The 13,973-nt window shown below is 60.8% G+C and carries 16 protein-coding genes, 1 tRNA gene and 1 other RNA gene; 8 read left to right on the plus strand and 10 right to left on the minus strand.

The genetic code is table 11. The features are described 5' to 3' along the window. Positions 1-47: 47 nt before the first annotated feature. The 3 genes from LJF34_RS04895 to LJF34_RS04905 all read right to left on the minus strand — a co-directional run bounded on the left by LJF34_RS04895 (position 48) and on the right by LJF34_RS04905 (position 1,601). Positions 48-464 (minus strand): ester cyclase, encoded by a 417-nt coding sequence (locus LJF34_RS04895; RefSeq protein ID WP_231183655.1) that lies wholly within the window; start codon positions 462-464, stop codon positions 48-50. Between the two features lie 73 nt (positions 465-537). Beyond that, complete coding sequence (locus LJF34_RS04900) at positions 538-1,383, minus strand: 3-keto-5-aminohexanoate cleavage protein (RefSeq protein ID WP_231183656.1); 846 nt, start codon at positions 1,381-1,383, stop codon at positions 538-540. Further along, positions 1,380-1,601: a hypothetical protein gene (locus tag LJF34_RS04905; protein WP_231183657.1), complete on the minus strand. Its 222-nt coding sequence runs from the start codon at positions 1,599-1,601 to the stop codon at positions 1,380-1,382. Before LJF34_RS04905 ends, LJF34_RS04900 begins: the two co-directional genes overlap by 4 nt. Positions 1,602-1,795: 194 nt before the next feature. On the opposite strand from LJF34_RS04905, the gene LJF34_RS04910 reads away from it, so the two are divergent. After that, positions 1,796-2,479 carry a lamin tail domain-containing protein gene (locus LJF34_RS04910; RefSeq protein ID WP_231183658.1) on the plus strand — a complete coding sequence of 228 codons (684 nt, stop codon included), beginning with the start codon at positions 1,796-1,798 and terminating at the stop codon, positions 2,477-2,479. Between the two features lie 137 nt (positions 2,480-2,616). Next, a complete protein-coding gene (locus LJF34_RS04915; protein WP_231183659.1) occupies positions 2,617-3,210 on the plus strand; it encodes a peroxidase-related enzyme in 594 nt (197 codons plus the stop codon). A gap of 63 nt (positions 3,211-3,273) precedes the next feature. Here LJF34_RS04915 and LJF34_RS04920 read toward each other — a convergent pair whose 3' ends face one another. Further along, complete coding sequence (locus LJF34_RS04920) at positions 3,274-4,293, minus strand: trypsin-like peptidase domain-containing protein (protein WP_231183660.1); 1,020 nt, start codon at positions 4,291-4,293, stop codon at positions 3,274-3,276. A 682-nt stretch (positions 4,294-4,975) separates the two neighbouring features. Continuing rightward, a tRNA-Arg gene (locus tag LJF34_RS04925) sits at positions 4,976-5,050 on the minus strand. A gap of 101 nt (positions 5,051-5,151) precedes the next feature. Here LJF34_RS04925 and LJF34_RS04930 point away from each other — a divergent pair. The 3 genes from LJF34_RS04930 to LJF34_RS04940 all read left to right on the plus strand — a co-directional run bounded on the left by LJF34_RS04930 (position 5,152) and on the right by LJF34_RS04940 (position 7,318). Beyond that, a complete protein-coding gene (locus LJF34_RS04930) occupies positions 5,152-6,033 on the plus strand; it encodes a geranylgeranylglycerol-phosphate geranylgeranyltransferase (RefSeq protein ID WP_231183662.1) in 882 nt (293 codons plus the stop codon). Between the two features lie 158 nt (positions 6,034-6,191). Then, complete coding sequence (locus LJF34_RS04935; protein ID WP_231183664.1) at positions 6,192-6,827, plus strand: recombinase RecA; 636 nt, start codon at positions 6,192-6,194, stop codon at positions 6,825-6,827. A gap of 68 nt (positions 6,828-6,895) precedes the next feature. Further along, on the plus strand, positions 6,896-7,318 hold the full coding sequence (locus LJF34_RS04940) for a CoA-binding protein (protein WP_231183665.1): 423 nt from the start codon (positions 6,896-6,898) through the stop codon (positions 7,316-7,318). Between the two features lie 30 nt (positions 7,319-7,348). Here the strand turns inward: LJF34_RS04940 and LJF34_RS04945 are convergent, their stop codons facing one another. The 4 genes from LJF34_RS04945 to LJF34_RS04960 all read right to left on the minus strand — a co-directional run bounded on the left by LJF34_RS04945 (position 7,349) and on the right by LJF34_RS04960 (position 11,658). Then, a complete protein-coding gene (locus tag LJF34_RS04945) occupies positions 7,349-9,409 on the minus strand; it encodes an alkaline phosphatase PhoX (protein WP_231183666.1) in 2,061 nt (686 codons plus the stop codon). A gap of 330 nt (positions 9,410-9,739) precedes the next feature. Beyond that, the gene (locus LJF34_RS04950; RefSeq protein ID WP_231183667.1) at positions 9,740-10,159 is read right to left on the minus strand and encodes a hypothetical protein; all 420 of its coding nucleotides are present in this window, start codon (positions 10,157-10,159) and stop codon (positions 9,740-9,742) included. 164 nt (positions 10,160-10,323) lie between these two features. Then, positions 10,324-11,304, minus strand: coding sequence for a PLP-dependent cysteine synthase family protein (locus LJF34_RS04955; protein ID WP_231183668.1), 981 nt, complete (start codon positions 11,302-11,304; stop codon positions 10,324-10,326). A gap of 57 nt (positions 11,305-11,361) precedes the next feature. Then, positions 11,362-11,658, minus strand: coding sequence for a DUF5798 family protein (locus tag LJF34_RS04960; RefSeq protein ID WP_231183669.1), 297 nt, complete (start codon positions 11,656-11,658; stop codon positions 11,362-11,364). 81 nt (positions 11,659-11,739) lie between these two features. On the opposite strand from LJF34_RS04960, the gene LJF34_RS04965 reads away from it, so the two are divergent. The 3 genes from LJF34_RS04965 (at position 11,740) to ffs (ending at position 12,938) form a co-directional block, all read left to right on the plus strand. Further along, positions 11,740-12,138 carry a hypothetical protein gene (locus LJF34_RS04965; protein ID WP_231183670.1) on the plus strand — a complete coding sequence of 133 codons (399 nt, stop codon included), beginning with the start codon at positions 11,740-11,742 and terminating at the stop codon, positions 12,136-12,138. Positions 12,139-12,292: 154 nt separating this feature from the next. Beyond that, positions 12,293-12,553, plus strand: a complete 261-nt coding sequence (locus LJF34_RS04970; RefSeq protein ID WP_231183671.1) for a DUF5658 family protein — start codon at positions 12,293-12,295, stop codon at positions 12,551-12,553. Positions 12,554-12,626: 73 nt separating this feature from the next. Further along, positions 12,627-12,938, plus strand: an RNA gene (ffs, locus tag LJF34_RS04975) — signal recognition particle sRNA. A gap of 73 nt (positions 12,939-13,011) precedes the next feature. On the opposite strand, the gene LJF34_RS04980 is transcribed toward ffs, so the two are convergent. Beyond that, on the minus strand, positions 13,012-13,914 hold the full coding sequence (locus LJF34_RS04980; RefSeq protein ID WP_231183672.1) for a succinylglutamate desuccinylase/aspartoacylase family protein: 903 nt from the start codon (positions 13,912-13,914) through the stop codon (positions 13,012-13,014). Positions 13,915-13,973 lie beyond the last annotated feature (59 nt).

A 13,973-nucleotide genomic window follows, 5' to 3' on the forward strand; every position in this document is an offset into this window, starting at 1 on the left:
GATACCCGAAAAAACGGGGTGTGGGTGTGTAAGTTCTTTCTCCGAACTCAGACCGCATCGAGTTGCTCCAGCAGCGAGAGCATGTCGCTCTGCGTCCACGTTTCGGCGAGGAGGCCGCCCTCGAATCGATTGATTTCGATGGCACGAAGCGTCACCCGCTTTCCGGTCGGTTCGACGCCGACCATCGCGCCCTCCTGCGTGCCGACCATCGTCCAGCGAACTGCCACCTCGTCGCCCGCGGCGAACGAGTCCTCGATGGCGAACTCCATGTCCGGAAATATCTCCCGGGTCGAATCCGCGAGCGCCTTGTACAACTCCGGGCCGCGGAGTTCCTCGGCGAGTTCCCGGTCGTGGATGACGTACTCGGGATGGACGAGTTCGTCGGCGATTTCCGGTTCGTTCCCGTTCCACACCCCGTCGTAGAGGCGATGAATTCGCGTTTCGTGTTCTTCGGGCGTCGTCATTGTCGATGGAACGTTCGCGTCCTCGGTGCGTCACTCTACCGGCGAATTCCGAGTCGATTCGCCCGTTCGGCTTTCAGTGCAGGCCGAGAATCTCGCGCGCCTCCGACGGCGTCGCGACCGGCCGTTGGAGTTCGTCCGCGAGACGGACGACCCGCCGGACGAGTTGCGCGTTGCTTTCGGCGAGTTCGCCGCGACGATAGTACACGTTGTCCTCCAATCCGACGCGCACGTGGCCGCCGAACAGGATGCCCATCGTCGCGAACGGCAACTGATGTCGGCCGAACCCGAGCGTGTTGAACAACACGCCGTCGGGCAAATCCTCGATGGCGTTTCGGAAGTTTTGCGGCGTCGGGCGCGTGAGGGTTCCCGGCCCGAAGATGAGCGTCGCGTACACCGGTTCGGCGAGATCCCGCCGGTCGAGGAGGCCGTACACCTCGTTTCGGTGGCCGTCGTTGAACACCTCTAATTCCGGTTTGATTCCCCGTTCCCGCATCTCCTCGTGGAGCGAATCGACCATCGCTCGGGTGTTCTCGCTCGTGAGGTGGTCGTACCGGTTCAGCGGTCCCATGTCGAGTGACGCCATTTCCGGCGGCGGGTCGGTTCGCAGCGGAAGGTGACGGTCCGTAGCGGGTGCGGCGGTGCCGCCCGTCGAGTGTTGGATGATAAGGTCGTCCGTTCGTTCCCTGATGGCGTCGTCTATCGCCTGAAACCGCTCCGTTTCGAACGACCGCTCGCCGTTTTCGGTGCGAGCGTGGACGTGGACGACGGCGGCACCCGCCTCCTCGACGGCGGCCGCCGCGCGACCGATTTCCTCCGGTGTTTCCGGCAGGTTCGGGTTCGCCTCCTTTCCGTGGACGCCGCCCGTCAGCGCCGCCGTGACGATGACCGGGTCGCCCGCGAGGTAATTCGCATAGCTCATTCGTCTTCCCCGCCCGCATCGTGTCCCCGGTATATCTCGCAGTGGCGGTCGTGTTCCAGTCCGTATCGGTCGTTGCAGATGTCGGCACGCATCGGTTGGACGAACTCCCCGGCGACGGTGCAGAACGCTCGCGGTTCGTCGAAGACCCGTTCCGTGGCGTTCGCCTGGTCGGTCGGTTCGTTCCCCCCATTCCGATAGTCGAGATACGGACAAACCATACTACGATGGATGCGAACGAGAATCATAATCGTTCGCTATCATCGATGTCACTCGGTCGGGGTCTTCGACAGCTCGCCGGAAATATCTATCCGAACATTCGTTACTGTAAAAAATACACCACAATACGTTACCAGACATGACCGTATTATTTAACTGCGTTTCTTGGCGTTCGAACGTATCTACCGTTCTGTACATGGATACTACACGACGCTCGGTACTGGGTGCAGTCGCAACGCTCGCAACCGTCGGCGCAGGTTCGAGTCAGGTCATCGCACAGGAGAGTCTCCCCATCGAAGTCACGCAAGTCGCGTCCGAGGAGGAGTACGTCGTGTTCGAGAACACGGAGATGGACGACGTGGACGTTTCGGGCTACGTCGTCGCGTTCGAATACGGCAACTCGGGCACCGACCAACGAAGGAAACTGCCCGAGGGAACGGTCATCGGCGGCGGCCAATCCCTCATCGTCGCGACCGGCGCGAAGGAAGTCCCGATAGCGGACGTGAAACTCGATTACGAGGGTGAAGTGTTGAACAACGACGAGAAGGATGTCGTCGCCCTCCTCACGCCTGACGAGTCGACCGTCATCGCCAAGGGCGACGGGTCGTCGGACTCGACGACGACCACGACCACCGAGGACGAGGGGTCCGACGACGGTGGCGAAGAATCCGACGGCGGTGATGGGACGACGTCGACCGAGACGGAGGACCGATCGGACGATACGAACGAAGAATCGACTGGCGATGATGAGTCCGGTGACGACAGCGAGTCCAGCGATAGCGGTTCGTCGGACGGGACGAGCGGCGAGGAATCGGGAAGCGAAGACGAATCGAACGATTCCGAATCGAGCGACGACGACGACTCCGAAGAGGACTGTTAAATCGACACCGGTCCCTTCGGGTTCGCCTCGGGAACGATCCCCCCGCAGTGACGCCGTGAACGTCCGGAGGATACCGGTTAGCGTTCACTTTCGCTTCGGAGAGCCTCGTTAAGTGGCGGCACGCCGAATTCGGCGTCATGCCCGAACCGACCCTCTCCGACGAGGCACAGCGACGATTTCCGGTCCCCGATTACGAGGCAATTCCCGACGACCTCCGCGAGCGCATCGACGAGGAGACGGAGCGCGCCGGGTTCACGCCGAACGTGTTCGCGGCGCTCGCGTACAAGCCCTCGCACTTCCGCGCGTTCATGGCGTTTCACGACGCCCTCGTGGACGACACGTCGCTCGACCGCGAGGAGGTGGAGATGATAGTGGTCGCCGTCTCCGGCGTCAACCACTGTTATTACTGTAACGTCGCCCACGGCGCGCTCGTTCGAATCTACGCGAAACACCCCACCCTCGCCGACCAGTTGGTAGCGAACTACCGACAGGCCGACGTGAGCGAGAAACGGATGGCCATGCTCGACGTGGCGGTGAAACTCACCGAACGGCCGACGGAGGTGTCCGAGGACGACCTTCAACTGCTGTCCGACGTCGGCTACAGCGACGAGGAGATATGGGACATCGGGAGCGTGACGGCCTTCTTCAACCTCTCGAACCGGATGGCGCTGTTCGCCGACTGGCGGCCAAACGACGAGTTCCACACCATGGGCAGGGAACGACGGGAGTAGTCACCGACCGGCGTTCGCTTCTATCGACCTAAAAAACTCGATGAACGATATTTCCGCCCACTGTCATCTGCGGCCACTCATCGTTTCAGTAGAAGACAACGCCGTCGTAGATTGTGTCATCGTCGTTTCGGAGAAAGTCGCTCGTGTTGTCGTCGATGTTTGCGGTGGCCGCACCGGATATTCACCGACAGTTACCCGTTCTCTTTGCCGCTCTCCGTTACGGAGAACGGTGAACGTCACCGTTTCGTTCGGACGGGTTTCCAAGTAGAGATACGTGTAGAGATCCGCCGTATCTTCGACGGGGACGCCATCGACGGCGAGGATAACGTCGCCGCCGACGGGAATCGCATACTGCCGGATCCCCTTCGAAACAGCGGTGGCCGGTCGTAGCTTGTTCCGTGCCGGACTATTCGCGGTCAGATTGGCCACCATCACTCCTCGCGTAGTGTCGATGTCGTTCACTTCGGCGACGGTCGCGTCTACATCGATCGTTCCAGCGCCGATGTACGAGAGCGGGTAGGATCCGTCGGCGATGATGGCTGGAACGATCACGCGAAGTGCCCTCGACGAGATTCCGAAGTTCGTTACGGAAGTGGGACCGGCAACGGTCATGCCGACGACTTCACCTTGACAGTTCACCCACGGGCCGCCGCTGCTCCCGAATTCGATACTCGCGTCCGTCTGTATCATCGGTGCCGTCGGAACCGTGACGTCGTCCGCGTTCTGGTACGTCAGTGATCGGTTGACGCCGCTCACAATGCCCCCTGTAACCGTCTCCTCGTAAAATAACGGCGAACCGAAGACGGCTATCTCTTGCCCTCGTTCGATCGAATCTCGGCTGACCGGTACCGTAGTGGCTGATTCGGGGACGTTCTCTACTCGAATCACGGCGATGTCAGTGGGTTCGTTCGCCCCGACAACGGTCGCCTCCGCCCATCGACCGCCTTCGAATCCGACGTCGATATCCGTCGGATCGTCCAATTCAGCCACGTGCCAGTTTGTGACGATGTACGCGCCCGAGTCGTTTATTTCGTATATCCATCCCGAAGCCTCCCACGCGGAAACCTTATTGTGAGCTGCCACTTCCACGACTCCGGTCGAAACACTGCTGGACAGCCCCGTATAGTTGCACTCGGTGACTTGAGGACGGTCCGTAACACGCTCGTCGCTTCCGACTGCCGCAGTCGAAGATGTCGTTTGCACGTCTTGGCGCACTGCTGCTCCGGAACCCCCTGCGATGACGAGCATGAGAACGAATACTCCGATAAACAAGCGTCCGGCAGTGTCGTGGGGCATCTCACCAGCCAGACGGGACACCGAATCTTTGTTAATCGGTGCGTTCTCGCTCGCAGTCACCGAGCAACGCCGATTATCGGCCCCGTCGTCGGCAGTTACCGCTCTCCACGGTTCGCAACGGAGTACCTCGCAGAAACATGGGCGCTGCAGGATTGTGAACTTCGTCTGGTCTACTTCAAATCCTTTGACCAGTTTCGACTCCTCACTTCGTTCCTCGCAGAACCATGGGCGTTGCAGGATTTGAACCAAAGTCAGACGTTCCAGGCATGCGGCGCTTCGCGCCGGTCCGGGCTGCGGCTGACAGGATTCAAATCCTTCGCAGACATCATCCGCTCGTCACGTCCGTTCCTCGCAGAATGATGGGCGCTGCAGGATTTGAACCACGGTCGTTCCGCTTCGCTTCACTCTCTGATTCAAATCCTTCGCGCGTCACGTTGCTCCCGCTCACGAAGTTGTTCGCGGAAGCAAGTGGGCGCTGCAGGATTTGAACCCGCGGCAACTTGGTCCGAAGCCAAGCACTCTGTCCAGACTGAGCTAAGCGCCCGTACTCAACGATACTGGCCCCTTCTTTTTAAACGTCGTGGTTTCGTCTCGTGGAAATCGCATTCCGACCATTTATACGGCGTGGCCCGAGTACGTCGCCGTATGAGTACAGACGGACGTGCGAAGGGGTTGTTCGAACTCACACGTCCGGGAAACACCTTCGCGGCGGGCGTGCTCACGTTCATCGGGGCGTTCGTCGCGGGTGGCGTCTTCACCGACTCACAGCCGGTTCAGGTCGCGGCGGCCGTGATGGCTACGTGGCTGGCGACGGGGGCGGGCAACGCCATCAACGACTACTTCGACCGCGAAATAGACCGCATCAACGCGCCGAACCGACCCATACCGCGCGGCGCGGTCTCACCGAGAGGCGGGCTGATTTTCAGCGTCGTGCTGTTCGTCGGTGCCATCGTCGCTGCGCTCGCACTGCCCGTATTCGCGATCGCCATCGCGGCGCTCAACCTCATCGCGCTGGTGGCCTATACGAGGCTGTTCAAGGGACTGCCGGGGGTGGGGAACGCCGTGGTCGCCTACCTCGGCGGCAGCACGTTTCTGTTCGGGAGTGCCGCGGTCGCGGCCGACGCCGGAAGCCACGCCGTTCCGGTCGAGGGAATTCGAACGGCGGGTATCCTCTTTCTCCTCGCCGCGCTCTCGACGTTCACGCGCGAAATCATCAAAGATGTCGAGGACATGGCGGGTGATCGTGAGGAGGGACTGAACACGCTTCCGCTGGCCATCGGTGCCCGCCCCGCAACCGCGTTCGGGGTGGTGCTGCTTCTCATCGCGATAGCGGCGAGCCCGCTCCCGTTTCTGTGGGGTGTGTTCGGAGGTGCCTATCTCGCGGTCGTCCTCCCGGCGGATGCCATCATGCTTTATGCAGCCGCCGAGAGTTTCGACGATCCGACAGCTGGACAAAACCACTTAAAATATGGTATGTTCTTGGCTGCGATCGCGTTCGTAATCGGTCGCATAGCCGTTCTCATTTGAGTGTCTTCGGATGAATAGATAGCAATCAAAAAGAATATAAGCGGTTCCCAAGATATTAATCCCAGATGAGAAAGGGGGAGAAAACTGGCACTTCGTCGGCTCTCTCCCGGGCTCAGTATCGAACAATGCGGTGCGACCGTGCGCGGTGATGAGGTATCATGTACAGTATAGGTGAGCCGTTTCCCGAGACGGAACTCAACCCGGGAACGAATCTGCTCGTTGCGGGACCGCCGATGACGGGAAAGCGGCGGCTCGCGTTCGACGTGCTCGCACACGGTGATGGCGACGGGATAATCATCGTAACGACGAAAAGCACGGGTGAGCAGGTGCTCTCGGACTACGAATCCCGGCTCGACGGTCGGGACTCCTTCATCGGGGTGGTCGACTGCGTTTCGAAACAGCAGGGGATGAGTCCACAGCGGGTCGAAAGCGTCGAATTCGCCTCTTCGCCGGTGGACATGACCGGAATCGGTATCAAGCTCTCCGAGTTCCTCCAGCGGTTTTACGATTCGGGCGTCCGTTCCAATCGAATCGCCTTCGACTCGCTCTCGACGCTTCTCATGTACTCGAACCTCCAGACCGTGTTTCGGTTCCTTCACGTTTTCACCGGTCGAGTACAGAGCGCGGAAGCCTTCGGTTTGTTCGTCATCGACTCGTCGGCCCACGATGCCCAGACGATGAGTACGCTTAGGCAGCTGTTCGACGGCGAGATAGAGGTTCGCGAAGCGGAAGACGGCGGGTCCGAGGTTCGGTTGAAGGGCGTCGGCCCGACGACCGATTGGCAACTGCTCTGACCCGATACTATCGACGCCTTGTGCCCGGAGGGCCAACGCTTTTGCGCGCTCGTAGCGTTCGTTCCGGCATGCCAATCGAAGGAGACGAGGAACTTCGAGACGTTCTCGAACTCGATACGATCGCGGTCGTTGGCTGCTCTTCGACGCCCGGAAAGGACGCCCACGAGATACCGAAATATCTCCGGGATCACGGCTACGAGGTCATCCCGGTCAACCCCTTCGCGGACGAAATCTTCGGACGGGAGGCCGCCGATTCCCTCGACGACGTGGACGAGGAGATAGACATCGTGGACGTGTTTCGGCCGAGCGAGGAGGTGTCCGAAATCGTCGATGCCGTCCTCGAACGCGACGACGTGGACGTGGTGTGGATGCAGTTGGGAATCCGTGACGACGATGCAGCGAAACGGGCGGAGGACGCCGGAAAGCGCGTAGTGCAGGACCGCTGTATGAAGGTCGAACACGGTCGGCTGATGGGGCAATCTCCTCGCTAACCGTCGAAAAATGCGACGTGTCGGTCGTTTCTACTCTTCGGGTTCGTAGACGTACAGGCAGTCGTTGCTGTACGACCGACCGAACTTGTCGGCGTCCTCACAGCAGAGGACGCGGCCGTCGTCCATCACGTAGATGTTGTCGACGTTGATGAGCGCGTCGTCCGCGATGTCCGCTGGGTCGCTCGCGTCGGGGCCGACGATAACCGGTTCGAGCGTCGAGACGTTGTAGTCGTCCTCGAGTTCGGCGCGGTAGACGACGCCGCCGTCCACGCGGTCGAGTCGAATGTCACCGAGCGTGTCGGCCAGCGCGTCGTTCAGTGCCGAGATGGCGAAGTAGACGTAATCGCCGGGTCCAGCACCGTCGACGCTGTCCACGCCTTCGGCCTTGTTGAACTCGATGGTCGCGCCGATTTCCTTGGCGGCCGCGCGGGTTTCGAGGAAGGGGACCTTCCTGAGTTCCTCGTCGACGCCGTCCGGACCGTCATTCTCGTACTGCTCGGCCCACTCGACGATTTCCTCGTTGGTGATGTAGTTCCGGTTGCCGTTTTCGACGATTTCCTTGTCGGCTTCTTCGAGTGCCGTTTCGAGGTCGTCCTCCCAGTCGGCGTCGGCGTGGGTTTCGAGGTAATCGACCTGCGTGACGTCATCGTATTCCGAAATCCACTTTTCGACCTCGTCGTTCGCGGCGTGGCCCAGTTCCAACCACTCGAATTCGAGGTTCACGTCGGCGGGCGGGTTCTTCTTCGCCGCTTCCTCGTTGGTCACTTTCGGCGCGTAGAGCGTCCCCGCGACGTTCATCGGGTCGCAGTAGCCGTCGATTTCCTCGTCGGCGACGAACTTGTAAATGCCCTTGCTGTCGCCGTCGGAACAGCCGTACACGGTTCGTTTGTCGCTCTGTATGTCGGGCGACTCCCACGACGCCCGGCCCATCACGTAGTACTTGATGGGTTGTGGCGTCTCCGCCATCGGGTCGCGGAAATCGACGAAGTAGCCGTAGCGGTACGGGTTCGGGTAGACGTCCCCTATCGGTTTCGTCGTGTTGCTCGCGTCATCGGAGGACTGGTCGACTGGCAACGACGTCTGGTCGACCCGTTCGGCACCGAGGTAGTACGCGAGGAATTCGAGGCCCGTGAGCGCCCAGTAGCCCTGGACGCCCCACGATTCGTCGCCGTAATAGCCGTCGATGGCCTCCTGAATTCCGTTCGGATTCGGTCGGTTCCAGAACTGACAGCCGCCGATGAGGTCCTTCCCGGTCCCCTGCTCGACGATATCGCTCACCGTTGCGGTCAGGGAGACGCGGGGCTGTGCGTAGTTCTCCTCGGCGGATATCATCGTGTTCCACGGGGAGAGGTCGCCGTAGCAGTTGATCCGCGTCCCGCCCAACTCGCGCATCGGCTCGGTGTTCGCGAGGTTGACGGCGTTCTCCAAATCGGCGGTCCAGCCGCCTTCCCCATCCTGACTGATGGGGATTCGGGAAACGTTTCCGGGGCTGTTCTCCCAGTTGGTGAAGAGGTATCCTTCGGACCCCTCCTCGTTCGTCGGGACGAACTGGTTGCAGTCGGGATTGGAAGCGGGGTCGCCGTACTGCGTTCCGGCGAAGTTGTCGGGCGTGATGTTCCACCCGTCCGGCGTCTGGGTGACGCCGAGTCGTTCGGTGCCGCCGTTGATGCGGTCCTCTTCCTGCGCGATGAACGTGAAATCGCCGCTCGCGCTCCGTATCATTCCCTTCTCCTCGTTCGTCTGCGGCGTCGAAAGCCCGGAGAAATCGTCGTTGCTTCCGTCCATGGAGAACTGGAAGCCCTCGAAATAGCCGATACCGGACGTGTTGTACGGTGCAGGGTTGTCGCGGCTCGGGTGCTGAAGGCTGTACAGGGGCGTTCCGTCCTCGAAGACGAACGGTCCCGTCACTTCCGCGCCGAACGCGGTGGACGAAAAGCGCTTGAGGCTTCCCTTCACGTAGGGGGCATTCGGAGTATCGTCGTCCTCCGGCGGTTCGGTACTCTCGATTCCGATGACGTTCGTGGAAACGCTCGCACCGAGGGTGGCGGCGATCGATGTGGCCATCAGTTTGCGTCGGGTGAACTCGACCATGCGAACGATGATTTACAGGAGTACAATATGTAAATTTATAATATCTATATGGGGTATCTTGGTTCGATACGACGTCTATGTACCGGTTTTACCGACAGTGTCCGAGGATTTGAATATCGGAGAACGTCACCGAGAGAACGGCTTTCTTGTGGGAATGAAGGGGCGTCGTCCGTCCGTTTCTCTCTCCCCCTATCTATGGTCCGTTTTCGAATATCCTATCCGATACTTTCGGAGTGTAACGAGATGCCGCTCGGGACGAACTTTCGCGGAGCTATGTGCCGAGTATCGACGAGAAACCGAATCCTATTTCGAGCACCGAGCGAACCGCCCCTACTCCATCCCCATCTTTTCCGCGCCGGAGCGAATCTCCTTGGCCCGCTTCCGAACCGTCGCGACGTATCGCTCTATCTCCGGGGGTGTTTTGCCGTAAAACGATGCGACCCAGTTGAGGTCCGTGTACGGTTGGGTAAGGAAGTACGCCGAAAGCGTATCCCGACCCGCCTGTATTATTTCCGGCGGGACGCCGCGTTCGCCCGTTCCCGCCTCCTCGAACCCGTTCACGTCGAAGTACACGTCCGCGTACAGTTCCGCCAACTCGGGATCCTCGAAACGGACCCCCTCGTGATTCGGCGCTTCGAATCGGTAGCGGGCGCTTCCATCCTCCGTTGGTATCGTGACGATTCGGACTCCCAGTATGTACTCCCTGTACACCGCCTTTGCGGGAGCGGTATTTCGGTCGGTCTGTGACATGGATAGTTGCCCGTGGCAGTGCAACCGCCACCGAAACCGGCGGTCGTCAGCCTCGGATGTAGAGGCCCTTGCGGAGCGTCGATTAGTAGTTTGATAATTTCACTATATATCGCTCCGTACTATCGGTACGCACCGCCGGTACTTCGGAGAAAGAGTTCGCGCGGCTATCCGTCCCACTCCGCGAACGAACGATAGATTCCCTTGGAGAGGTAGCGCTCGCTGGAGTCGGGGAAGACGGTGACGACCGCATTGCCCGGTGCGTCTATCTCGCCGTTTCGAATCTGTTCCGCGACCTGTCGGGCCGCGATGCTCGCCGCACCGGCCGAGGAACCGACGAGGTGCCCTTCCTCGCGTGCGAGGCGTTTGAGTTCGTCGTGAGCGGTTTCGTCCGGTACTTGGATGATTTCGTCCACGAGGTCCGGTTCGAACAGTTCGTTGGTCGTGGGGTCGTGCGTCCCGATTCCTTCGATTTTATACTCCTCTTCGGGCACGTCGGCCCCCTTCGTCGTGGAGTAGAGCGACCCTTCCGGTTCGACGGCGGCGACGTAGGTGTCCGAGTGCTGGTCGCGGGCGTACTTCGCCATCCCCATCAGGGTGCCCGCGGTGCCACATCCCGCAACGACCGCGCCGATGTCGCCGTCCAACGCCTCGTAGAGTTCCGGTCCCGTCGTTTCGTAATGTGCCTCGACGTTCAGCGGGTTGGCGAACTGCTGTGGCACGACCGCGTTCTCCGTCTCCTCCGCGAGTCGGTGAGCGCGTTCGATCGCGCCGCCCATCCCGTCCGACGTGGGCGTGTTGATGACTTCCGCGCCGAGCGCGGCCATGAGCTGTTGTTTCTCCTTGCTGAACCGCTCGGGGACGACGAACACGGCGTTCACGTTGAGTTGTCCCGCCGCGACGGCGAAGCCGATACCCGTGTTTCCGGCGGTCGGTTCGATGACCGTCCCGCCGGGACGGAGTTCGCCGCTGTCGAGCATCGCCTCTATCATGTACTTCCCGATGCGGTCCTTCACGCTCGCGCCGGGATTGAACGACTCCAACTTCGCATACACTGGAACGTCGTCGGGCGCGGCTTGAACACGGACGAGCGGGGTTTGCCCCACCGTGTCGAGGACCGAGTCGAGCGGTTCCCGATGTGTCGTCATGTCGCAAAAATTGACGGGAGGGCTGTTAGTCGTTGTTATGTCTTCCGACTCGGTGACTCACGAACTCGCTTCGACCGTCTCGTCGGTCGTTTCGTCGGAATCGCCGGCCGTCTCGTCGGATTCAACGTCGGCGAGCACTTCGTCGATGTCGATTCCTTCCTCGCGCGCCAGCGCCTCGATGAGCGCCTTCTGGTGTGCGTTTTCGGCTTCCAGTCGTTCGACGCGCTCGTTCGTCGTCTCCAGCGTGTCGCGCATTTCGACCAACTGTTCGCGCATCTCGTTCAGTTTAGCGTACAGTTTCTCCGCGGTGTCGGCCACTTTCTGAATCTTCTTTGCCGTGCTTCCAAGTCCCATACACCCCCGTTCGTTCCCGAGTAATGTGGGTTTTCCGACTCAAGCGGGACGCTTAACTCGGCTGCGTGGCTGGATACGCGCATGAGCAAGGCGCTAAAAGCAGGTATGGTGTCGTGTCTGGCCGTCGTCGCCCTCGTTTCCCTCCCCTATTTCCTCGCCCCAGCGGTCGCAGTGAGCGTCTACTACGACACCATTCCGGTCCCCGTCGAACTGATCGACGTTCTCCTCTCGCTCGTCGCGTTCATCGCGTTCGGATCCGCGCTTCGAGGGCGATCGGACCCCGCGACGATTGCGGGCGTTACCGTCGTTCTCGGTGGCTTTCTGGTCGGTATCACGCTCTGGTGGGCGCTCGTAACACCGGCTTCGACGTTGGTCGAGGCCGCACGCATGGATTCGTTGAACGGCTACCAGTGGGTGTTGTTCCTTGTGACGATTGGCGTCCCCACAAGCGCGGGTTGGTACGCCCGAACCGTCCTATAGTCTCTTCCTTGGTACTCACAGCGAAGTGTTACTCCGTGACAGTGAGCCTATAACAAAGTGACATGGCGGTGCAGATGGTCTCGTGTCGTCGAACGCTTTCCCCCGACTATGGTCGCACGTCTCTCCGCCGTTACTGGTAGCCGTGCTAGGGGTGATGCTCGGCGACGTGATAACGACCGGCATCGGCCTCGAACTCGGACTGAACGAGGGGAACCCGTTCGTTGCCCACCTCCTCGCCGAGATGGGTATCGTGGGGTTGCTTCTTCTCAAAGGGGCCACCGTCGTCCTCCTCGTCGTCCTCTCGGGGTGGACACAGCGGTCCCGTCGGACGTTTCGGCTCGGGAGCATCGTCTATCTCGTCGTCGGCCTGCTCGTCGTCGCCTCGAACGTGATGGCTATCGCCACGGTCGGGTGAACGTCGAACGGAAATCGAACCCGCGATGCGATTACGAACCCGAAAGGCCCTTAAGTCGGAGTGGAGTAGAAGGAAGTGGACTAGGTTGGGCAGTTAGGCCCTGCTCCCCGCCCGCGCTATGGTCTTGAGCGGGAACCAAACTCCGGGCACGTCCGGTCAGACCGGGTCGGGCCCCGAAAGCCAACGCAGAAGCCTCGTCCGACGGGGCCAGCGGTCTGTGGCGAACACTCGCAGGAGTGTGCCGTCGCAGTTAGTCGGTGGCAATCCGTCAGGCACGGAAGTGAGCAGCGGACCGCCGAACAGCTGACGCTCGTCGGATCGCGGGGTGGAGGAGGCAACCGGGATTCCCCGACCCGGAACGCCGGGCAACCCCGGACGTCCACATTCATACCGCATTCTCATCGTCGAGTCGAAACGCCGTCTCGAATCGAGCGGCCGCATCGGCCCGACACCGAACCTCACCCGTCCAGCCGTGACGACCGGATGTTCCACGAGTCGAGCATGCTATCGACGAACACCCGCGTCCATTGGGCGCGTTTTTCGGGTTTCACGTCGTCCTGCGTGACCTCGAAGAGACACGACGGCACGTCGCGGTCCACTCGCATCTTGTTGACGAGCATGGGTTCGGCGGCGTACTTCGTCTCGCTGACCGGCGTGTGAACGAAGTCGTAGATCGGGTCGTAGCCGGTGACGTATCCGTCGTTCAGTCGCTCGACCGCCGTCTCCACGGTCCGGACGATTTCGTCGTGCTTCGAGCGAAACACGTTCTGTCCGACGCCCTCGTCCCCCTCCCGTCGCAGAATTCCCTTCGAACTGTGGAGGTCGATGAACACGTCCGGGTCGTACTCGCCGATGGCGTTCCAGATGGCGGTCGCGAGCGCGTTTTTCGGTGGTTCGCCGATGGGAAACTGCCTGTTCAGATCCATCCCGGGCGGCCACTTCCGCCGCTGGTGTTCGACCCCCTGACTGTTCGCCTCGGGGAGGACGACGAGCGTTCCGGCGTCGATGTCCCACTTCCTGATGGCATCGGCGGCCCAATATCCGCTCTCCTCGTTACCGTGCATGCCGCCCTCCACGAACGCTGTCGGGCCGGGTTTCCCGGAACGAATCTCGTAGATGGTCGTTTCCTGTTCCGTCCCGTCCCGTATCGTCGTGGTCGAGATGCCCCCTTTTCCGTTCGATGTGGTCGTCTCCACTCCGTCCGTCGAAGTCGTTTCGGGCGCTTTTCCCCCCGATTCTCCCGTCGTTTCGGCGTTTGCCGCCGCATCCGAACCGCTTCCGGTACAGCCCGCGAGGAGAACAGTGCTACCGGCCGAAACCGACCCGACGGTCGAAAGGAACGCTCTTCGACTCCCGTCCATGGTAAAACCGTAGCAGTCGCCCTACTTCAATGCTGTTTCCGAATTGTTGAAACGAAAAC

The organism is Haladaptatus sp. DYF46 (assembly GCF_021083305.1).
GTDB lineage: Archaea > Halobacteriota > Halobacteria > Halobacteriales > Haladaptataceae > Haladaptatus.